Genomic DNA, 22,758 nt, shown 5'->3' on the forward strand with positions numbered 1-22,758 from the left:
CTGTCGCCGTTTCCGGTGTCGTCGCCGCTGTCGCCGTTTCCGGTGTCGTCGCCGCTGTCGCCGTTTCCGGTGTCGTCGCCACTGTCGCCGTTTCCGGTGTCGTCGCCGCTGTCGCCGTTTCCGGTGTCGTCGCCGCTGTCGCCGTTTCCGGTGTCGTCGCCACTGTCGCCGTTTCCGGTGTCGTCGCCGCTGTCGCCGTTTCCGGTGTCGTCGCCACTGTCGCCGTTTCCGGTGTCGTCACCGTTATCGCCGTGGCTAAAGGCATCTCCGCTGATCACTTCACGGTTGCCACCACTATCGGGACCTTTCCATTCAAGCTGCAGCGTGGACTTACCCCGAGCTTCAAAATACAGAATCTCGATCTTGTGGGCACCTTCGGACAGGTCCAACGTGACGCTTTCTTCGCGAGCCCTATGACGACCGTCATTGTTGATCACGCGCTCACCGTCAATATAAAGCGCTGAACCGTCATCGGATGTCAGATAGATCGTATAGTGCCCTGCGGTATCGACATTTAGTTGGCCTGTATAGCGCGCGGCAAAAAAATTCTTTGGGCCATCGTCCCAGAGAGATCCACGTGAGAAATAGGTGTCGAGTTTGGACACCACGCCTGTGCTGTTGGGATCGGCATCGAAATCAATATCAGACAGGCGTTTGGCGCGGGTGTTCAGGACAAAGTAGGCGCTATGGAGGCCCTGCATATTTTCGTTGTCCTGATTAGCGGGTCCGCTGTCATCGGTGTGGTTATCATGCTCTGTGTCACCCCCACTGACGCTGTCATCGGTGTGATCGCCATGCCCAGTGTCATCTCCGCCGGTGCTGTCGTCGGTGTGATCGCCATGGCTAAAAGCATCTCCGCTGATCACTTCACGGTTGCCACCGCTATCGGGACCTTCCCATTCAAGCTGAAGCGTGGACTTACCCCAGGCTTCGAAATACCGGACTTCAATCTCGTGTGAGCCTTTGGATAGGTCCAAAGTTACCGTCAACTCGCGGTCCGCATGTAACTCATCATTATTGATGACACGCTTGCCGTCGATATAGAGTGCCGAACCATCATCTGAAGTCAGGTAGAATGTGTAGACTCCGGCGGTTTCAACATTTAACTGGCCTGTGTAACGTGCCGCGAAGTAGTCGATCGTTCCGCCGTCCCAGAAGGAGCCTGCGCTACGCCTAATATCCAACTCCGATACGGTCTCAGTATCATCTGCCGCGCCTTCGAAGTTGATTTGGTCAAGACGTGACACCTCCGAATCAACGAAGAAGTATTTCGCAAAAAGACCCATGAGGTTACCTGCTCTCTTAATCCCGCTGTCAAGCGGTTATTGTTTCCATTTGACGGCCTCAGCGAGGCCCAATTAAGGCGGAATTACGACTCGGCAAAAAATCGCACAAAGCCGCACGTCTGCTGCAACACCCCACCAAGAAACCAAAAAACCTCACGAAACACAGTGCAAACGCCAGTTCATTCGCCGCAAAAAAGTACCACCTAGCTAAAGTGTGACTCCGTGCTTTCGTGATTTACTCGCTGCTCTTGCAACATCCCCATTCTTTAGTTCTGGATTGTTTCAATTCGGGAGCCATTGCAATCCTCATCAAAGAAAGTAGTTCGCTTTCGGCGAAAATCAGCGGAACAAAATGTCTGTGTTGGCAAAAATATGTCAAAAGGCCGAACGGATTTACTCAGGCGGTAATATGCATGACTGCTTCTGGGTTAGCTCCCCCATGGCTGTGCCATTTTAAGATGAGTAGTAGCAGGTCTCGCCAGATAAGCGCCAACTGGCCGCCCAAGTGAAGGCTCTGATAGACCGGAACCCATCCCATGCCACGTGCGATCGGGTCATCGAACTAAAACGTTGACAAAAGTGATGGTGTTGCAAAGAACGGTCTGGGCTAATGCAGTGATACGACACTGTTGCATAATTGATTGAGAAAAGCGTGATTATGGAATTAGTACCCCTTACAATCCCAGACATCCTTTTAATCACACCCGGACGTTTTGGCGATCAGCGGGGGTTCTTCGAGGAAACTTACAATCTGGACAGTTATGTGACCGCAGGCATCGAAACGGTATTTGTGCAGGACAACCACTCGCTTTCCAGCACTGTCGGCACGGTACGCGGTCTGCATTTCCAGGCGCCTCCACGCGCGCAGGTCAAGCTGGTCCGCTGTGGGCGCGGACGGTTTTTTGACGTGGCCGTGGACATCCGCAAAGGCTCACCTACCTTCGGCCAATGGGTCGGCGAAGAGCTCAGTTTCGAGAATGGCCGTATGCTGTTTATCCCTGCGGGGTTCGCGCATGGCTTCATGACGTTGGAGCCCGATACTGAGATCGTCTACAAATGCTCGGACACTTACGCTCCGGAAACAGAAGGCGCCATTCGCTGGGATGATCCCGATATTGGAATTAATTGGCCATTAGACATGGCCGAACCGCAATTGTCCGATAAAGATAAAGCAGCCCCATTTTTGCGAGATATAGATACCCCGTTTACGATTAAGGATGGTTGATGAAAATTATGGTCACGGGCGGTGCGGGCTTTATCGGCTCGGCTGTTATTCGGCGCGCGATTGCCGAGGGGCACTCGGTCGTCAATGTCGACGCTCTCACCTATGCCGCCTGCCTGGATAATGTTGCCTCGGTCGCGGATACGCCTGAGTATGAATTTGAGCAGGCGGATATCCGGGATGCCGGTGCGATGTCCAGCATTCTGCGCAAGCATCAACCCGATGCGATCATGCATCTGGCTGCTGAAAGCCATGTGGACCGTTCGATTGACGGCCCCGCAGCCTTTATCGATACCAATGTAACCGGAACATATGTGCTGCTAGAGGCGGCGCGTGCCTACTGGATGGAGGCTGGCCGACCCGAGAGCTTCCGCTTTCATCACATCTCGACCGATGAGGTCTTTGGATCTCTGGGCGAGACCGGCTTTTTCACCGAAGACAGCCCCTATCAGCCCAATTCACCCTATTCGGCTTCGAAAGCCGGATCAGATCACCTAGTGAGGGCGTGGCGCGAAACCTATGGCCTGCCAGTGGTTCTGACAAATTGCTCGAACAATTACGGCCCCTATCAGTTTCCGGAAAAGCTGATCCCGGTGGTGATCCTGAATGCGTTGTCCGGCAAGCCCATTCCGATCTACGGGGCAGGGGACAACATCCGCGATTGGTTGCATGTCGAGGACCACGCCGAGGCGCTGCTGCTGGTGTTGGAGAAAGGCCAGTTGGGGCGCAGCTATAACATCGGCGGTGAGAATGAGATGACCAATCTCGATCTGGTCAAAATGCTCTGCGCGACCCTGGATCGGTTGAAGCCGGGCAAAACGCCCTATGCCGATCTGATCACCTTTGTCACAGACCGCCCCGGCCACGATCGCCGCTATGCGATCGACCCAACCCGGATCCGCGAAGAGCTGAACTGGCGACCGTCCTACACGCCCGAGACCGGGTTGGAACAGACAGTTCAGTGGTATCTGGACAATGGCGCGTGGCTGAACGCATTACAGGCGCGCAGCGGAGTGGGCGAGCGGCTCGGGATTGCAAAATGAAGGCGCTGGTGTTCGGTTCTAGCGGTCAGGTAGCGACAGAGCTGCGCAGGCGTGCGAAGACGCATGACATCGCGATTGAAGCGTTGGACCGGTCTCAGGCAGATCTGTCTGACCCAATGGGTTGCGCTGACGCTGTCCGGCAAACGGATGCAGACGTGGTCATCAATGCCGCCGCCTATACTGCGGTTGATAGGGCCGAAGAAGAACAGGGGTTGGCCCAGCGGATCAATGGGGACGCCCCGGGCGCCATGGCACGCGCTGCGAAAGATCGGGGCCTGCCCTTCCTGCATATCTCGACCGATTATGTTTTTGATGGAGCAGGGGAGGCGCCCCGGTCCACCCAAGACCCAACTGGTCCGCTGGGTGTGTATGGCCAGACCAAACTGGACGGAGAGCGCCAGATTGCCCAGGCCGGGGGATGGCACGCCATTCTGCGTACAAGCTGGGTGTTTTCAGCCCATGGGACGAACTTTGTAAAAACGATCCTTCGGCTGTCCGAAGCGCGCGACAGACTGACCATTGTTGCAGATCAGATCGGCGGACCGACCCCCGCAGCCGATATTGCTGACGCGCTGCTGACAATCGCTAAGACCGAGGGGCGGGCCGAAGGCGGCCTGCTTCACTATTCTGGCGCTCCGGACGTCAGTTGGGCGGGTTTCGCGCGCGAAATCGTCTCTCAGGCGGGTCTAGCAACTCAGATCGAAGACATTCCGACCAAAGACTATCCGACCCCGGCCCCCAGGCCTCTAAATTCGCGTCTGGAGTGTTCGCGGCTTAAAGATATCTTCGAAATTCCCCGGCCCGACTGGAAAATCGGTCTGGCCAATGTATTGGCTGAATTGAAGGTCGCGAACGACTGAATCCTGAAAGGACAGATCATGCAGCGCAAAGGTATTATTCTTGCCGGTGGGTCCGGTACCCGGCTTTATCCGATCACCATGGCGGTCTCAAAACAGCTGCTGCCGATCTACGACAAGCCGATGATCTTTTATCCGCTCAGCGTCCTCATGCTCTCTAACATCCGCGAGATCGCGATTATCACGACGCCACAGGATCAGGACCAGTTCCAGCGCCTGCTGGGTGACGGCAGCCAATACGGGCTTTCATTGACCTGGATTACGCAGCCGTCTCCGGATGGTTTGGCGCAGGCTTATACCCTGGCCGAGGATTTCCTGGCGGGGGCTCCGTCGGCGATGATCCTGGGAGACAATATATTCTTTGGCCACGGCCTTCCGGATCTGCTGCATGAGGCGGACGCGCAGGAACGGGGAGGGACGGTCTTTGCTTACCGTGTCGCCGACCCCGAACGGTATGGCGTGGTTGATTTCGAAGGTAAGAAAGCGCGTGGCATCATCGAAAAACCCAAGGTGCCTCCGTCGAATTATGCGGTAACCGGGCTTTACTTCCTCGACGGCGATGCCCCGGCGCGTGCGCGCCAGGTTCAGCCATCCGAGCGTGGTGAACTGGAGATCACGTCGCTATTAGAGATGTATCTCGGTGAAGGGTTGCTGAATGTCCAGACCATGGGCCGCGGCTTTGCCTGGCTGGACACCGGCACTCATGGGTCCTTGCTGGATGCGAGCAACTTTGTGCGCACATTGACGGAGCGGCAAGGCATGCAAACCGGAAGCCTTGATGAGATCGCCTGGGCCAACGGCTGGATCAATGATGAAGCGCTTGAGGCGCGCGCGCGGCTGTTCGCCAAGTCTACATATGGTGAATATCTGAAGAACTTGCTGGGCTGAAGTAATGGTTCATTTGTGGAAATTTCATGGCGGGCCAAGCCACTTTTGAACTTCTAACGTTGGCTAATACCCCCGATCAGTCAAAGCGGTCCTTTATTTGTTACGCCGGCACTTTCACCTTTCTTGTTGCCAGAACTGTTCAACCGTTAATCGCCGATCAATCATCAGGCTTTTGAAACAGCGCAGCGACTTTGCGACAATCAGAGCGACCATACGATCGCGCAAGCTTGATCGTGTTAGTACTAGCCGAGGCTTCCATCGACGCGACTACTTGGGAAGCGCGACTGCGTAGAGTGCTGTTGACACATGGCGTTGCCCTTGTGCACGGTATCTTATCTCTAGTAATTATGTTTTGACCGAGGTTTTACGGTGACAAATACTTCTGGCTCGCCCCAGTGTGGCGAAGAAAACTCAAGCGTTTACCAGATCGATTGCGATACTCTTTATATTGATCCTAAAAAGGCAGCCGAAATCGGCAAGACTTTCGCGACTGAATATCAGTCAGGAAAGCCTTTTCACTACATTGGGATTGATAATTTCTTGCCTTTGTCTGTTGTCGAAAAGGTGCGACAGGAGGCCTTGGATCAAGGCGAGAAAGCTCCTGAAAATCTCAGCCCGCAAGAACATCTGAAGGCGTCCTACAAACCTGATATCCTACCATTGTATTCACGCGCGGTGTTCAACACCCTGAATTCCAAAGCGTTTCTTAAATTTCTTGAAGAGATGACGGGAATCCCGGGGCTTATCCCGGATCCATATTTTCTGGGGGCAGGTATTCATCGCACCAATAACGGCGGCTATTTGGGCGTTCACGCGGATTTCAACCATCATGGCCCAATGAATCTTGAGCGCCGCCTTAATGTACTGATTTATCTTAATCCGGATTGGAAGCCCGAGTATGGTGGCGCCTTCGAGATTTGGACTGATGATATGAAGCAGCAGGTTGCAGCTTTTCCGCCCATCATGAACCGGATGTGCTGTTTCTCGACCAGTTCGACAAGTATGCATGGCAACCCTGAGCCCATAAATCACCCGGAAGGTGCGCCCCGCCTTTCGATCGCGCTTTACTATTACACCTCTACCTGGTCCGACAGCCATATTGCACATTCAACGCTTTTCCGTACTCGTCCTGGTACGGGCGACAGAGCCGAAAACAAACAACAACGGTTAAGAACTATGCGAAAGTATACCCCACCCGTTCTGCACCCGCTGGCAGAAAGGGTGATGCGCAAGTTGCGGATCGTCTCGTGGTGAAGCTGGTAAACTATGGATGCTCCACTTTATTGTTATCGGAGCCCTGTACGCGGATTTTTTCGCACAATATCCCAGACGACTTTCTGCATCAGCCGTGCGGCTTCAGGGCCGGGGTCGGCGGCGGGTCCCCCGTCAACCTTTGTCAGAGCATGTGGCAGACCGACCGGTGATGCTTGATACAGAACGGCATAATGGGTCAGGGCGACAAGATATGTGCCGTAGTCGCTGAGGTGTATACCGTCGGAAAATAGATCCCTGCGATTGGATATCGGTCCAACGCCACCGCGGCTTTCAACCTCTCGCACGAACTGGGCCAAGACCTGACCGGCGGGGATGATATAGATGGGCTGAGGCTGGTCTTCACGAGCCAGAGCGCGTCGCAGGATATCTTGCTCCCAATAACGCTCCAGATCCTTGTCAAGACGGTTCAACCAGCCTTCTTCACTATCCAACGGGTGCCAAGTTTCGTAGAGGTAGACGCGTATATTAGGGTTGGATTGCCTACCCAGTTGCGCCCACTCATGCAGATACTTCCCGCTGTCGAAATATTTGATGGCATCTCGGATCTCGACCATCTCGGTCAGGACCAGCGCGTTGTAGTCCCCGGAAGAGATGGCGTCTTTGGCATCCTTGTACTCCGAGGGCATGTTGCGAAGTTCGAACCCTGCAATAGCCTGATCTGGTTCCCAATGGTCCATCAAAGGGGTACCCCAACCCAACTGGCTGCTGTAGTCATGCCCGTCCCCAGCCAGTTGCATCAGCATCACCGGCATGTCAGGCCCAACCAGGCTGTGGCCCAGGTGAAAGACGTTCGTAGGCCTGGACGGGGGCGGAGCAGGCACTTCGTATAAGGCATCGAAGGCAGCCGCATCCATTGGTTTGGCGGTTCCGAACCGGATCACTCCGACAACTGTGGCGATGGCAAGCAGGACAAAAGCCGGAAGATATCGTTTGATCATTATTTAAACCTGTTGCTATGTGTTGTGGGGCTAAGCGTTTCAGACACGTTCGTATGTGCGAAAATACTTCTTCCGACGATGAGGGTTTTGGTTTCGATGTGCACTCCTACGGGCCGGTCTGCGAGGATAATTCGCCAGACAGGAACTGCGATTTCCTCCTCCCTAAACTCAGTTACCTGACCCCTCAAAGGATAAAGCGTCCTATAGATGCTTTCCTTCATACAAAAGATTTGCTTGATCAGGCGTCCACGCCAGAAAACAGCCTGTGTCTTTAGCCAACCCTGCTCGGATGGGGTATATATAACATCTTCTGGATCGGCGGCCCTGATACCGATATCGGGGCCGAGCATCTTCTGAAGCTCAGCCTTTATTGCGGTGAGCCCGCTCATGCCGACCGTCTGCTTGCCCGCATTTCGCGCCGACGGGCCATGGCATCGCTGCGGCTACTGGCTTTTTCCGCGGACGGCTGGGTTGGGCTGGCCTCGGTCGATTTCGCACCCGTTTTCTGTTCCACCGTATCGGCCAGAGCCGTTAGGGTTGGGAACCGGAAAACGTCGGTAATGCTGAGGCTGGGCACGTTCAGCTCTTTGCGGATTTCTCGATGCGCCTGTACGGCCAGCAGGGAATGTCCGCCCAGATCGAAGAAGTTGTCCCGCCCGCTGATGTCGGTAACGCCCAGTATCTGCGACCAGATTGCTGCAATCTTTTGAGTGACCGATCCGCCGCCAGAAGCTGTTTCAGCCTGGGCAGGTGCAGCACGTGGTTTCTGAACTACTGGCGAAGGCAGGGCCTTGCGATCTACTTTCCGGTTCGGGGTCAGCGGGAAGCTGTCCAGTGTCACGAAACGGGTCGGAACCATGTAGTCGGGCAGGTGGGATGACAACGCGCTGCGCAACGCCTTTTCGTCTACAGGATGGTCCACGGTCATATAGGCTGCCAACTGAACCAGACCGGGCGTATCCTCCCGCGCAATGACAACGGACTGTCGCACGCCAGATTGCGTATCCAGAAGGCTTTCGATCTCACCCAGTTCGATACGATAGCCGCGCAGCTTGATTTGGTGATCTGCGCGGCCTAAGAAGTCGAGCCGTCCATCGGTGCGCCAGCGCACCAGATCTCCTGTGCGATACAACCGTGCCTCGGCCATGTCCGAGAACGGATCAGGCACAAACCGCTCGGCTGTCAGGTCTTCGCGCTGCCAATAGCCGCGGGTTACGCCAGCGCCGCCGACGTAAAGCTCTCCGGCCATGCCAACGGGGACTGGATTTCTGTCGTCGTCCAGCACGTAGACCTGCGTATTGGCGATCGGGGTCCCGACATTGACGACGCCATCGGTTGCAGTTGCGGTTTCGGTTGTCGACCAGATGGTCGTTTCCGTCGGCCCGTACATGTTTTCGATATGCGCCGGAGATAGCTTGTTGATCTGCTTGACCAGCGATCCGGGCAGGGCCTCGCCTCCGATCATCATGTGTTTGACCTTGGACAGCGCAAAGCGTGCTTCGTCGCTCATCAGGATCATCTGCGCCATGCTGGGGGTGCATTGCAGATGGCTGACATTGTGGCGGACGATCTGCGCGGCGATGGAATAGTCATCCTCTGCCAGTTCTGTATCCTGATTGGACAGGCGCAGGACATCAGCAAGGGGTTTCAAACCCTCCATCACCTGATCCACCGAGATGCCATAGTCGATCAGGCAGGCAATCTCATCGACGCCGATCCGTTTCAGATCTTCGACTCTGTTCAGGCAATCCTCGACCGTACCGAACAGGCCGGAATCCTCGAAATAGCGCAGGAAGGCGAAATCGAGGATCCCTTCCATCTCTTCGTCAGACAGGCTGCCCAGATCCAGTTGGAACGGGTTCGACACGCCCTGCGGTTTCTTGAACGCGGGGAAGGCCCAGGCATATTGCTTGATCAGCCCGGCGGCCGAGCGCAGGTAATCCTTCATCGGTTCGCGGGCGATCTCGCGCACCTCTTCGCGATCGTCTCCGACAAAAGTATGCAGCATCAGAGTGACCTTGTGGTCTTCGGGATCATGGCCTGCCTCGCGCAGGGCGGCATGATAGATGCCGATCTTGTCGGCAACCTCCTGCACGCTTTGGCCCAAAAGGTGGGTCAGAACGTTTGCCCCGATTGCCCCAGCTTCGCGCCATGTATCGGGATTGCCAGCTGTCGTGACCCAGACAGGTAGCGTTTTGGAGACCGGACGCGGTTGCGTAACAACACCATGCATCTCACCGGTTTTGGTAGGGAATTCCACCGTTTCCCCGGCCCAGAGCTGGCGCAGGGTGCCGATAGCCTCCAGCATCGCAGGCTTGTTTTCAGGTGGCGTATTTTCGGGCCGCAGGATGAAGTCATCCGGTTGCCAGCCGGAAGCAATAGCCAGCGCCGCACGCCCATTGGTCAGGTTGTCGATCACCGCCCATTCTTCGGCAATGCGCGCCGTATGGTGCAGGGGCGCGACACAGCTACCCGCACGCACACCAATATTCTCGGTCACGGCAGCGACAGCGGCACCGGTGACCGAAGGGTTGGGGTAGGGGCCACCAAAGGCATGAAAGTGGCGCTCGGGTGTCCAGACGGCGCAGAATCCGTTCTTGTCGGCAAATTTCGCGCCCTCAAGCAGCAGCTTATACTTGTCCCTGCCAACGCCATCGTCATTGCCCCAATAGAACAGGCTGAATTCCATCCCTTTGCCGGTGATGGATTTTCCGGGGTCAGAATCACCGGCCACAAGGGCGCGGTTTTCGTCATCGCTGAGAACGATCTTGAAGCCGCGCGCCAGGGTCCAGAACAATTCAAGCACAGAGATGTCGAAGGACAGGCTTGTCACCGCCAACCAGACACCCGCAGGGTCATGGCTGATACGGTCATCCATGCCGGTGAAGAAGTTCGACACATTGCGGTGTTCGACCATGACGCCCTTGGGGCGTCCGGTCGAACCGGATGTGTAGATCATATAGGCGAGGTTGGCCGAAGTTACTCCGCTGTCGACATTGCCAGTCGCAGCCGTACCCAGCCGCGGGTCCGTATCCAGCAGCAAAGCCTGAGCGCCATGTTCGGGCAGGCCCGAAACCAGCGCGGATTCCGTCAGAACAACTTTTGCGCCGCTATCCTCAAGGTACAGCGCGGTCCGATCCGCAGGATAGGCCGGGTCCATCGGAACATAGGCACCGCCCGCCTTCAGAATACCCAAAGCCCCGATCAACAGCAGCGGCGAGCGTTTGACATGCAGCCCAACCAAAGTGTCGGGTCCCACGCCCATCTCGCGCAAGACATGCGCAACCTGATTGGACAGAGCATTCAGCTCTGCGTAGGAGAAACTGAGGTTTTCAAAGACCAGCGCAGGGGCATCCGGGGTACGTTCGACTTGGGTCTCGAAATGCTGGTGAACGCAGGTGGTCCCGTCATAGTCGACGGAAGTATTGTTCCAGTCCTGCAAGATTTGTGTGCGTTCCGTATCAGGCAGAATGGAAAGCTTGGCGACGGGTAGCCCCGCAACGGTTGGATCAGTCAACGAGGCAAGCAGGCTTTCGAGCCGCGCAGCCAGCAAATTCAGGGCGGATTCCGAGATATGTCCGCTATCGGCAAACAAAACCGCCTGATCGCCGGATGTTGCCAGCGTCAGGCTTGTGCCCGGAATCAGGCCGGCTGACACGTCATCGGAAAGCCCTACCATGGGTGTTTGCAATGGCGCAGCGCCGGGTAGGCGCGCGGGAAGATCACAGGCAAACGGACCCAAATCTTGGGCCTGCGCGATTGTTTGGTTCAAACTCTCCCGCGCGTCCAAAAAAGTCTGTTCCGCATCAAAACGCACCGGAACCCAGCTATTGAGATAGGGCGACGTCGCCTTGTGCAGGCGCAGCGCCAGATCAAGGGTGAATGTATCCCCAAGACGTGCCATGAGGGCAGCCATTGCCGCCTTGGCCGTCTCATCGGCAAGATTTGCAGGCACATGCAATGGCTGCGACCGCGGCGCGCCGGAAGGTGCCGAAGTGTTGACCAGGGGTACCTCAACGGATTGCAGCGTCTCCAGGCGGGTGCGCCAATTCAGCTCGGTTGGCAGAGTATTAGCGATGTCCTGATCGATTGAGGCCGCCTGTTCCGCGATCAGTGGTGGCAAGGCACTGCCGCCATTCAAAATGCCATCCGTTGGCACAGACGCACCCAGACCATTGCGCAGGTCGCTGATCTCAATCGCGCCGTCTCCGGTTGCGATGGTCACGCTCTCGGCGTCGCTTGCAAGAATGGTACCCGGTGTGGCATCGGTCTGCTGGTCGCTTACCCGGGCCGACCCGATCAGCCAGACCTGACCATCGCGCTGAACCTTCGGCCGGCATAGCGGGTTCCAATAGTCACCGTGGTCCAACGCGCGGACCAGCGCGGCCAACTCTTGCGCGGGTTTTGCGAAATCCAACCGGGCCGCCGCCTGCGGGCGGTCGTTTTTGGCGAAATAGCTGCGCTGCGACAAGTCCTGCTGGGCAGGGGGCTGATCCGCCTCAAGCGCTCGGATCACATCGGCAAAACTTTCGATAGCGGCCCCATAGCATTTGGTGTTCAGGGTCAGGGCGGTTTCCGTATCGCTGATATCGAACAGCTTTTGAGCGACAATCCCGCCCTCGTCCACTCCACCCGAGATCATGTGCCAGGTGATCCCGTGCTGCACCTCACCATTCAGAATGGCCCAGACCGGCGCGTTCAGACCCGCATAGCGGGGCAGCGGGCCGTCATGGAAATTGACGGCGCCTTTCCGGGCCTTGTCCAAAAGCGCCTGCGGCAACAGGTCGAGGTTGGCGATGCTGAGCAACCAGTCAAACGAAACCCCGTCGATCCGGTCATGCAAATCCCGACCGGGCGCATGGAGGGGTAGAGAATGAGATTTGGCCCAAGCTTCGACATCCGGGTTACGAGTCGCGACACCCTGAATGCTGTGGCCGGCCTCGAGCAGCATTTCCCCACATTGAATGACAAGAGATTCATGGCCGACAAGAAAGGTGCTGAAAGGCATCGTTACTCTCCAATAACAGGCTTGGACAGGCTGTCCTGCTTGGCTTTGCGCGGCGTCGCGCGAAAGCAGGCAGACAGATCATGCCAAGCCAGGGTACGCAAAAAATGAGGGGGCACGCCGCTGTTTCTGCGGGTTATCAAGCAGCGTAGCCAATGCAAAAAACCACCTGCCAAATGCACGCAGGTGGCGCAGGCGGCATAAAACTTGCCGTGGTTCTTGACGAAATAATGCAGGCGGGAGTCAAACCAGTAGGTAGGCACACGTTGCCAGGTCTTCATGCCAGTTGAGACGGACCCGATATGCATAACCTCGCTGGAGCGCACGTAGTCGGTGCGATAGCCCGCCAGCGCAGCGCGCCGACACAGGTCGGTTTCCTCAAAATACAGAAAAAACTGTTCGTCAAAGAGGCCGATCTCATCCAGAACGCTTTGCCGCATCATCAGACTGGCCCCGGCAAGCCAATCGACGGGGCGGGTCTCAGACGGAATGGGAATAGGTACGATCCGGTTTTTGAACAGCCGGGTAACGGGACCAAAGTTAATACCGCTTTCAAATTCACTTGCAATCGAAGGGAAACGGAAGCTGGTCAGGTGCGGGTCATCGTCTTCGCCGTAGATATAGCTGCCGGCAAAGCCTGCCTCGGGCGTGGTTTCCAGATGGTCCAGCAGCAACCGGATTGCATTTTCGGCCGGAAAAGCGTCGGAATTCAGGATGTAGATATAGTCAGGCTGCGTGCCATCCGACAGACCTGTCCGGATGCCCACGTTGTTGCCCGCACCAAACCCGCCATTATGGCCCGACTGGATGACCCGAACATGGTTATCTTCATCCCAGCCCTGATCCTGAACATGCGCCGTGATCGCCTCAAAAGAACCATCCTGTGAATCATTGTCCACAATGATGATCTCGCTTGTGATCCCGGACATGGCTTTCCGTGCAGCCTCTGCCGAGCGCAGGGTCATATCCGGCGTTTTGTAGTTCAGGATAATGGTCAGGAGCACGGGATCGGACATGGCTATTCCGCCGCTTCCTGTATCATGGGATGTGGCCGTGCAATCTGGCGTTCCGCGTTTTCCAGACAGGTTTTCATTTGGGCCGCCAGCACCCGCACATTTGGCTCAAGAACCATCGAGTCATGATCTCCAGGCACTTCAAACACTTCGATATTAGGGGCCCAGGGCGTCCAGTCATTGTCATGGGTCAAGTAATGCCGCTCATGGTGCACCAACTGACCCGGTGCCACCTCCCATTTGCCAACCAGAGGCGGGCGGAACAGGGTCAGCGGACCGTTCCAAGCGTGCAGCGGATAAGCCGCGACGCTTTGCAGGAAGGCCGCCTCGATTTCGGTGTCATGGAATTGCTGACCGGTCTCGACCGTCTCGTCCTTGGGTTGGCGCTTCTCGATTTCCCAAGCGATCCGGTTTCTGGCCCACTGGATCGGGTAGCTTACCCCTTTGTCCCGCATCTCCAGCCACTGGATCATCAGACGATCCCGTTTGCTCAGGGGACGCCGCACCGGCAAGGGTGTATCGAGCATGACAAGCGCCGCGATCTCTTCGCCTGCTTCAGACAGTTGGCGTGCAATTTCATAAGCCGTAATCCCGCCACCCGAAAAACCGCCCAGCATGTAAGGCCCAGTGGGCTGAACCTGTCGCATTTCGGCGATGTAATCCTTAGCCGCTTCGCGCAGATCACGATGGGGTTCCTCATCCCCATAAAGGCCACGGGCCTGCAGGCCGTAGAATGGCCGGTTGGTCCCAACCAGATGTGCGAGATGGCGCAGGTTCAGCACGTTGCCAAACATGCCCGCCACCAGGAAGAAGGGTGTCTTGGATCCGCCTTCGCCAGAATGCATCGGCACCAGATGGGTAAAGCGACGTTCCGGTGTGGACGGTGCCGCTTCGGCAGGGGTATCTTCCCCGCCGTCTTTCGGCACGCCTCTGGCAGCGATGAGATCGGCGCATTTGCGGATGGTCGGAGCCTCGAACAAAACCGAGATCGGGAAGTCCACGTTATAGGCTTTGCGGATCTGCGCGAACAGCCGAACTGCAATCAGGGAGTGACCGCCCAGATCGAAGAAACTGTCTTCGACGCCAATCTCGTCAACGCCCAGCAATTCCTGCCAGAACCCGGCCAAACGTCGTTCGATGTCATTCTCCGGCGCGACATAGTCCGAATCCAACTCAGGCCTTTGGAATTTTTGATCCGCACTTTCGGTGGATGCCCCACTATCGGCAGCCTGGGCAATCAACCCATCCAGATCCAGCGAGGACAGGATGATCTGAGACTGCCCGCTAGTCAGCGCCTTGAAGAACAACGCAGGTCCTTCCGCTGCCGGAATGCCCTGAGACAGGTTGTGCCGCAGGCGTTCCTCGGCCGGGGAAAGGGGTGCTGGGGCATCTACCTCGGAGGTGACAACCGGAGCGCTTTCGGTGATCGCGAAGTCCACCGCGTCTTCCATCCTGCGGATCGAGAAGCCCTCGACTTCGATGCAGATCGTGCCGTCCGGGGCAGCAATGCTTACATCAAAGCTGGCGGTTTCACCCTCGGCGCGGTTGTCGCCCGCGTTGCGGACCCAACTGACGATCTGTGCCGGTAGGGGCGCGTAAACTCGAACCGACCGGTACGAGACCGGCACCCAAAGGTGAGACGCCTGATATCCAGAGATCAACTCCATCGCCCAGCCTGTTGCCAGATCCATCAGGGCAGGGTGCAGGTGATAGCCTGCCTCGATATCCGACTGCAGGCCCTCTGGCAAAGCCAGATGGGCGAGGCCTTCATTCTGCCCCAGCGCTGTCGAGGTCAGCACCCGCCAGCGTGGACCGAAATTCAGGTGCGCTTCCTGCAGGGAGCGCAAGCGTCCTGCGCCTTCGGCCTGATGGGCCGGGCTACAACGGCTGGCGATGGCCGCCACATCCAGCGGTGCGGGCGCGATCAGTGGTAGCAGTGACAGACTGGCCTGCGCATTCAGTTCGAACGCGTCATCCGTTCCGCTCTCGACCGTCAGATCATAGCCGACATCGCTGCGTGGCAAGCGTAGTCGGACCTGCTGATCTTCATTGTCCGACACAGCCAGAGGGCGCAGGAAATACAGATCACGGATCTCGAACGGGCCGGTTTCGCCCTGTACCCGCAGCGCCTCGGAGGCCAGTTCCAGATAGCCGGTGCCGGGCACCAGAGCGTGACCGGCCTTGGTCCGGTGATCGTTCAGAAACCAGCGATCATGGGCGTTGTAGGTCGCGCTGAGCAGGCGGTTTCCGGTGTCATCGAATGTTGCCTGATCCAGCATTGGCACATCTGCCGACGTGACCGGCGCGGGCTCTACGGAACCGGTCCGGGCCTCCATCGCGTCGGCGGCCATGCCAACATCGGCCCAGATGCCCCAATTGACCGACAGAACCTGCGTTTTGCTACCAGCGCGGGCACGCGCATAGGCGTTCAGGTAATCATTGGCGGCCACGTAATCGACCTGACCCACAGGGGCTGTTGCCGTCGAGGTAGACGAGAACAGAACCAGCCAATCCAGCGACCCATCGGGGAAAATCTGGTCGATGACCTGTGTGCCGTGGATCTTGGGTGTAAAGACATCCTCGATCTCCATCATGGTCTTGGTCATGATCGGCGCGTCATCGATCAGACCCGCCGCATGGATCACACCGTTGATCTGGCCGAATTCCTGTGTCGCGCTTTCAACGCATTGGCGCATTTCTTCAACGTTGCTGACATCGACCGACATCGGCAGGACCTTGCCACCTGCAGCTTCAAGCGCCTCAATAGCGCGGATGCGGCGGGCAGTTCTGTCTTGCGGGGCAGAGTTATTCAATACGTTTTCCCACTGATCGCGCGGCGGCAGTTCACCGCGCGCTAGCAGGACAATATTGGCGTTCACTTTGGTAATCAGCGCTTCGGCCAGTGTCAGACCGATGCCGCCAAAACCGCCGGTGATCAGATAGGTACCGCCGTCGCGCAGAGGTAAGTCATCCAGAGACGGCTCTGCCAGAGCCTGCGGGCGGTATCCCTGTTCAAAACGTTTGCCCCCGCGGATCGCTGCCGTGAACGAGGCGGGCGGGGCCATCAGGTCTTCGAGCACCTGATCGGTCAGGCCGTCGGGCAGGGCAGGGGTCCGGCGTTTTCCAGCGCTTTGTGGCAGATCGATATCCAGCAGCGCACAGGTCAGGCCGGGGAATTCGCGCGGGATGACGCGGGTCGGGCCGGTCACGGTGGCTTTTTCCGGATAGGGCAGCGCCTCATCCCGGACCTGCAACGCGCCCGAGCTGAGGACATGGAGGTGCAGGGGCATCGGCAGGTCTTCATCCCCGATTGCCTGTGCCAGAAAGAACAGGCCGTAAAAGCCCTGTTCCAGATTTCGGTGGAAAAAGCTGCCGCCGGGGCGGAAGGTCTCGGCCTGTGTCAGCAACCAGCCATGCACGATCCGGGTTGGGATGCGGTCCTGCGCGACCAGATCGCGGATCAGCGCATCATAGCTTTCGCGCCCGCGTTCGGGAGCCAGTTGATAGTGATCTTCGCTGATACGTGCAAAGGCATCGCCGGGCGTGACCGTCACCACCTTATGGCCGGCCTGCTTCAGACGCTCGGTCAGCTTGTTGCAAAGCCCAGCCTCATCCGCAAAGATCAGCCAGCTTTCCTGAGGCGCGTCTGACAGATCACCCGTAACATCGACATCACAGGTTGCGTATTTAGGTGTCCAGGCGACGCGATAGCCCCAATCGGCTGCATCTTCAGTGCGCATCAGCCATTGGCTGGTCGTCTCCGCCTGCGTCTTGCCGGGTTCGATGAAATAGGGCGAGCGCTGGAACGCATAGGTCGGCAGAGGTACCCGGTTGCGGCGCGCCTCACCCCAGATCTGCTCCCAGTCGAACGTGCCGCCCAAAGCCCAAATGCGACCCAGCATGGCCATAAAATAAGCGTCATCAGCCACGTCATCGTTCGGGTGACGCAGGCTGCTGATCACCTGATTGGCGTCCACCTTATCATGTTGTCCGGTCAGCGAAGCCAGCGCCTTGCCCGGGCCGACCTCGATGAAAATCCGCTCGGGGTTTTCAGACAATGTGGTGATGCAGTCGGCGAAATGAACGGTGTTGCGCAGATGGCCGACCCAGTATTCGGGATCCGTGGCCTCAGCCTCGGTGATCCAGTTGCCGCTGCGGTTTGAGGGGAAGGGGATCTGTGCTGCCTGCAGGTCGATCGAACGCAGATAATCGCCAAACTCCTTCAGAATAGGCTCCAGCATTCGCGAATGCGCGGCGATATCAATCGGGATGCGCTGGCAGTCTACGCCCTGATTGCGCAGGCGTTCCTCTAGATCATCCAGCGCCGCTTGAGGTCCGGTTGCAACGCTCAGGCTGGGAGCGTTGACGGCACCCAGATCAAGCGCGTCTCCCAGCAGCGGCCTCAGATCGTCGGCAGGCAGGGGGACGCTCAACATACCACCTGCAGGAACCGTATCGAACAGGCGCCCGCGCAGATGGACCAGACCGATGCAATCCTCGAATGACATCACACCTGCCACGCAAGCGGCGGTGTTTTCGCCCATCGAGTGGCCGACCAGAGCGGCGGGCTGAACACCCCATTCCATCCAGAGCTGCGCCAGCGCATATTCGGTGATCATGATCAACGGCAGCTGCACCGAGGGCGTTTTCAGCCGCTCATCCGCGGCCTCTTCCTGACCAGGTTCGGGCAACCAGATCGCGCGGATATCGTAGTCGAGTTTGGCCTGCAGAATATCCAGACCACGGTCCATCCAGTCGGCAAAGACTGGCTCGGTCTCATAGAGGTCCCGTGCCATACCGGCATATTGCGCGCCGCCGCCGGGGAACATGAACACATGCTCGGGCGCGTCCGAGATCACCGTATGCGTGAACACCCGGCGCGGATCGTTTTCCTCCAGAATGGCCGCAGCCTCTTCATGGGATTCAGCGACAATTACACGCCGCTTTTCAAACCCGCGCCGCCCGTTTTTCAACGTCCAGGCGACATCGGCCAAATCCTGATCGGGATTGGCGCGCAGATGTTCAGCCAGCGCCGCGCTGTTGGCATCCAGCGCCTTTTTGCCCCGCGCCGAAACCGTGAGGATTTGAAACGGCCAGTCCGAAGGCTCTGATGCAGCCCGCTCGGGCGCTTCCTCCAGAATGGCATGCGCGTTCGTCCCGCCGACCCCCAGAGAATTGACCCCAGCGCGGCGCGGCCCCTTGTGCGAGACCCAGTCGGTCAGGCTGTCATTCACTTGGAACGGGCTGTTCTCGAAATCAATCGCCGGGTTGGGCTTTTCAAATCCAAGGCTGGGCGGGATCTGCTTGTGATGCAAAGCCAGCGAGGTCTTGATCAGACTGGCCACCCCGGCGGCCGTATCCAGATGGCCGATATTGGTTTTGACCGAACCCAGCCGACAGAACCCCGTCTCCTGCGTGGTTTCCGAAAAGGCCTGCGTCAGCGCGGCCACTTCGATCGGGTCACCCAGATAGGTGCCGGTGCCGTGACACTCGATATAATCCACCGTATCGGCGCTCACATCGGCCATCACATGCGCCTCGGAAATCGCGGCAGCCTGACCATCAACGGACGGCGCCAGATACCCAGCCTTGGCCGCGCCGTCATTGTTGATGGCGGTCCCCCGGATCACGCCCCAGATATGGTCGCCATCCTCAATGGCATCAGACAGACGGCGCAGGATGACAGCGCCCGCGCCTGAGCCAAAAACAGTACCTTGCGCGCGATGATCGAAGGCGTGGCAATGGCCGTCCGGCGAGAGCACTTCGCCCTCTTTGTAAACATAACCCCTATTATGAGGCAGCTCGATCGTGACACCCCCAGCGATCGCCATATCGCACTCACCGGTCAACAAAGCCTGTGTCGCGTAATGCGCGGCAACCAATGAGGTCGAGCATGCCGTTTGCACATTCACACTTGGCCCCTTGAGGTCAAGGATGTGGCTTAGCCGGGTCGACAGAAAGTCCTTATCATTACCGGTATGGCGCAGCAGGAACATGCCCACATCATCGACCAGATCCCGGTTCGAACAGACGTTGAAATAGAAATAGCTGCCCATCCCACAGCCAGCGAATACGCCGATTGGTCCAGGAAAGTTCTCGGGCGTATGTCCTGCGTTTTCGAGTGCTTCCCAGGCAGTCTCCAGAAACTGGCGGTGCTGCGGATCCATGATGGCGGCTTCTTTGGGCGAGAGCCCGAAAAACTCGGCATCGAATTCCTCGAACCTGTCCAGTGGTGCGGCAAAAGGCACATAATCCGGCCGCTGCATCAGATGCCGCGCCTCGCCCGCGGCCAGGATCTCCTCTTCGCTCAGGCGGCGAATGGATTCCAGCCCTGCGCGCAGGTTGGACCAGTAGGCCCCGATCGACGAGGCACCGGGGAAATGCGCCGCCATACCAACAATTGCGATATCGCTTTCCCGAGCAGAACTATTCACTTTTGAACCATCCATTAACGAACCGGGTCGAGTTTAGGCCGCCACGCGCAGAATGCCAATGAAACAGATGCGATTTGAGGGATACGGAACGCCACACGGTGTTTCACAGTCCGGCACCCTGACATGGGGGCAGGTTTTCCCTGAAGTTCATAGCGTTTATCACGGTATCCCCCGAAATTATGTCGTACAAAAGGCAAACACACGCCAAAATCCCGGTTTCTGAAGTTAACACAATTATGTATCGGCCATGTGTTTGTGCTGAAATCCGGATCAGTAAAAAGGTACTGTCCCGCCGGATTATGGACAAGCAGATGACGCTGGGGCATCAACTGGCTTACGAAGCCCTTACGCCGGCGGATCGGGGTCCCGAGCAGCATGAATGAACCAAAGCTTGTCAATTTTGCCTCGCAGCGAGATCTGCTGACCGATCTGGACCGGCGTTGGAGCGAAGGTCGCGGGTTTGCGGTGGCGACACTCAATCTGGATCACATCGTCAAGATGCGCCAATCCGACGCGTTCCGGGCGGCCTATCTCGCGCAGACCCATGTGGTGGCCGACGGCAACCCGATCGTCTGGCTGTCGCGGATGGCCGGGCGACCGGTCGAACTGGTGCCGGGATCCGAGCTGATCGCGCCTCTGTCGGTGCTGGCGGCGGCAAGATCCGTCCCGGTTGCGCTGCTGGGGGCGACGCAGGACACGCTCGATCTGGCCGCCGCACAACTGGAAAAAGCCCATCCCGGATTACAGGTGGTGACCCGGATCGCCCCGCCCTTCGGATATGATCCGGAAGGGACAGATGCGGTTTCCAACCTGAAAGATGTGGCCGCTTCGGGCGCGCGGCTGTGCTTTCTGGCGCTTGGCGCCCCGAAACAGGAAAAGCTGGCGGTACTGGGCCGGACACATGCGCCCGAATGCGGCTTTGTCTCGATCGGAGCGGGTCTGGATTTCATCGCCGGGTCGCAGACCCGGGCGCCGCGCTGGGTGCGCAAACTTGCACTGGAATGGGTCTGGCGGTTGCTGAGCAACCCCACCCGGCTGGCCGCGCGTTATGGGCGCTGCATCCTGATCATGCCGGGGCTGACCATGGCCGCACTGCGCGAGCGTTTGCAGGGTTGATTCGGTTTCAACACCATATGTGTAACAAAGTGTTGTAATCTGAAGCCATGTTTCAGCGTTCCCTTGCCCTACCCACCTTGCTGAGCCTTTGCGTTGCCGCGCAGGCCGAAACCATCCGGCTGAACCCGGACGATCTGGTGCAGGTGGGCCCGTTCGGTTTGCTGGCCACAGGAATCGATATACCCGCCCCGCAGCCGGGCGGGCCAGTGATCGGTGAAAGCGCGGGCAACAATGCCGCGGCGATGCTGCGCCGGTTGGCACATCAGGGTGTGGCGGCCGGACTTGGCGGTGTGCTCTACGACAACCGGGACCGGGATCATTCAGCCCTGCCGCAGGACCTGTTTCCCGGCCTGACCCACATAAGCTATGCCCCCGCGCTGCGCGAAGCGGGCCTGGATTACGGGCTGGCCGGAGAAATCCTGTTTCCCGCAGTCACGCTGGGCAACTCCTCGACCGCGCTGACCGGTCAGACCATCCCGCGCAGCCAGCCACGTCTGGCAATGACCGCATCGATGGCTCCGGCCCGGGCCTTCCGCGGCTATGCAGCCAATCACCTCTATATCTACCCCGAACATCGCGATCACGATGCACAGGACCTGTTTCCCGCCAACTGGCCTTATACCGTGACTTCGCAAGGCTCTTCCGGCTCGGATCAGGCATTCCTGCGGGCACTGCTGATGACATTGGCGGCATTCCGGCCCGACACCCGCGATCGGCTGGAAGACGAAGGGCTGATCGCCCCGACCCTGCAGATGATCCTGCGCCGCACGCAAAAGGGCAGCTATAGCGCCGAAGCCTATCGCACCGGGGCCGCCCACCCCACTGTGTTTGACGCGCAAAACCTGTCGCCCGGACGCATGATCGGGCTGGCCGCGTCGATCTCCCCGGAAGACATTCCACCACTGGTCCGCCTGCATGTGGTGGCCGAAGATTTCGAACCCGCAGCCGGGCTGGCCGACCTGCCAGAGCGCTTGTTCGACACCCCTTCGGCCATCGCCCGCGTCTGGCGCGGACCGGACTATGAACGGAACATCACCCTGTCAGCCGCCCGAACCCGCGATCCCAATGGGCATGATCTGGAGTTCTTCTGGGTGCTGTTGCACGGCGATCCCGACAAGGTGCGGATCACCTCAGCTGAGGATGGGCTGAGCGCCGAGATTGTACTGAACTGGCATGACCCCTTCCCCGTTCCCGCTTCACCGCGGGGTGCCCCGCGTCTGAGTTCCCGCGTGGATATCGGCGTCATCGCCTGGAACGGAACCCAGTTCAGCGCCCCTGCCTTTCTCTCGGTCAGCTTCCCGACCCACCAGCTGCGCGTTTACGCCCCCGGAACGGACGGCCAGAAACGGCTGGTCTCGGTGGATTACGACGCACAGGCACGCAACGCGGCCTATGATCCGACGCTGCACTGGTCAGCCCCTTGGCGGGATGTGATAAAATATGACACGGATAACAACCTGACCGGCTGGCTGCGTGAGACGGGCGGCCAGACACTGGACATGAAGACGAAAAACGAAACCGTGGATGGCCAATCTATCCGGTACAACGTGCAGAATGCCCCGGGCGGATCAGGACTGGTGATGTCTTCGGAGCGTGAACTGGAACTCAGATAACCAACTTAGTGTTTCGTTTTGAATTCAGCATAGAACTCAAACTCGAACATCTGGCAAACGAGGAGATT

13 protein-coding genes are annotated in these 22,758 nt (G+C 58.1%); 7 read left to right on the plus strand and 6 right to left on the minus strand.

Annotated elements, in window-relative coordinates:
* Positions 1–1,247, minus strand: a 1,247-nt coding sequence (locus ACR0LX_RS17875) for a PA14 domain-containing protein (protein ID WP_480784878.1), incomplete at its 3' end; no start/stop codon positions are given.
* A 697-nt stretch (positions 1,248–1,944) separates the two neighbouring features.
* Between ACR0LX_RS17875 and rfbC the strand changes: the two genes are divergently transcribed.
* The 5 genes from rfbC (at position 1,945) to ACR0LX_RS17900 (ending at position 6,550) form a co-directional block, all read left to right on the plus strand.
* Positions 1,945–2,511, plus strand: coding sequence for a dTDP-4-dehydrorhamnose 3,5-epimerase (gene rfbC / locus ACR0LX_RS17880; RefSeq protein ID WP_480784879.1), 567 nt, complete (start codon positions 1,945–1,947; stop codon positions 2,509–2,511).
* Positions 2,511–3,551, plus strand: a complete 1,041-nt coding sequence (gene rfbB, locus ACR0LX_RS17885; RefSeq protein WP_480784880.1) for a dTDP-glucose 4,6-dehydratase — start codon at positions 2,511–2,513, stop codon at positions 3,549–3,551. The genes rfbC and rfbB overlap by 1 nt, the downstream gene beginning before the upstream one ends.
* Entirely contained in the window at positions 3,548–4,411 is an 864-nt protein-coding gene (rfbD, locus tag ACR0LX_RS17890; RefSeq protein WP_480784881.1) for a dTDP-4-dehydrorhamnose reductase, read from the plus strand. The genes rfbB and rfbD overlap by 4 nt, the downstream gene beginning before the upstream one ends.
* A 15-nt stretch (positions 4,412–4,426) precedes the next feature.
* Positions 4,427–5,296 carry a glucose-1-phosphate thymidylyltransferase RfbA gene (gene rfbA, locus ACR0LX_RS17895; RefSeq protein ID WP_480784940.1) on the plus strand — a complete coding sequence of 290 codons (870 nt, stop codon included), beginning with the start codon at positions 4,427–4,429 and terminating at the stop codon, positions 5,294–5,296.
* 369 nt (positions 5,297–5,665) lie between these two features.
* A complete protein-coding gene (locus ACR0LX_RS17900; protein ID WP_480784882.1) occupies positions 5,666–6,550 on the plus strand; it encodes a 2OG-Fe(II) oxygenase in 885 nt (294 codons plus the stop codon).
* A 32-nt stretch (positions 6,551–6,582) separates the two neighbouring features.
* Here ACR0LX_RS17900 and ACR0LX_RS17905 read toward each other — a convergent pair whose 3' ends face one another.
* The 5 genes from ACR0LX_RS17905 to ACR0LX_RS17925 are packed head-to-tail and all read right to left on the minus strand — an operon-like array spanning position 6,583 to position 19,976.
* Entirely contained in the window at positions 6,583–7,509 is a 927-nt protein-coding gene (locus tag ACR0LX_RS17905) for a hypothetical protein (protein ID WP_480784883.1), read from the minus strand.
* Entirely contained in the window at positions 7,509–7,898 is a 390-nt protein-coding gene (locus ACR0LX_RS17910) for a hypothetical protein (protein WP_480784884.1), read from the minus strand. The genes ACR0LX_RS17905 and ACR0LX_RS17910 overlap by 1 nt, the downstream gene beginning before the upstream one ends.
* Positions 7,895–12,517: a MupA/Atu3671 family FMN-dependent luciferase-like monooxygenase gene (locus ACR0LX_RS17915; RefSeq protein ID WP_480784885.1), complete on the minus strand. Its 4,623-nt coding sequence runs from the start codon at positions 12,515–12,517 to the stop codon at positions 7,895–7,897. Before ACR0LX_RS17915 ends, ACR0LX_RS17910 begins: the two co-directional genes overlap by 4 nt.
* A 2-nt stretch (positions 12,518–12,519) precedes the next feature.
* Positions 12,520–13,530 carry a glycosyltransferase family 2 protein gene (locus tag ACR0LX_RS17920; protein ID WP_480784886.1) on the minus strand — a complete coding sequence of 337 codons (1,011 nt, stop codon included), beginning with the start codon at positions 13,528–13,530 and terminating at the stop codon, positions 12,520–12,522.
* Between the two features lie 2 nt (positions 13,531–13,532).
* Positions 13,533–19,976: a type I polyketide synthase gene (locus tag ACR0LX_RS17925; protein ID WP_480784887.1), complete on the minus strand. Its 6,444-nt coding sequence runs from the start codon at positions 19,974–19,976 to the stop codon at positions 13,533–13,535.
* 360 nt (positions 19,977–20,336) lie between these two features.
* On the opposite strand from ACR0LX_RS17925, the gene ACR0LX_RS17930 reads away from it, so the two are divergent.
* Both ACR0LX_RS17930 and ACR0LX_RS17935 read left to right on the plus strand, forming a co-directional pair.
* Entirely contained in the window at positions 20,337–21,077 is a 741-nt protein-coding gene (locus ACR0LX_RS17930; RefSeq protein WP_480784888.1) for a WecB/TagA/CpsF family glycosyltransferase, read from the plus strand.
* A 47-nt stretch (positions 21,078–21,124) separates the two neighbouring features.
* A complete protein-coding gene (locus ACR0LX_RS17935; RefSeq protein WP_480784889.1) occupies positions 21,125–22,690 on the plus strand; it encodes a hypothetical protein in 1,566 nt (521 codons plus the stop codon).
* The last annotated feature ends 68 nt before the right edge of the window (positions 22,691–22,758 follow it).

Source organism: Ruegeria sp. CH11 (assembly GCF_056537105.1).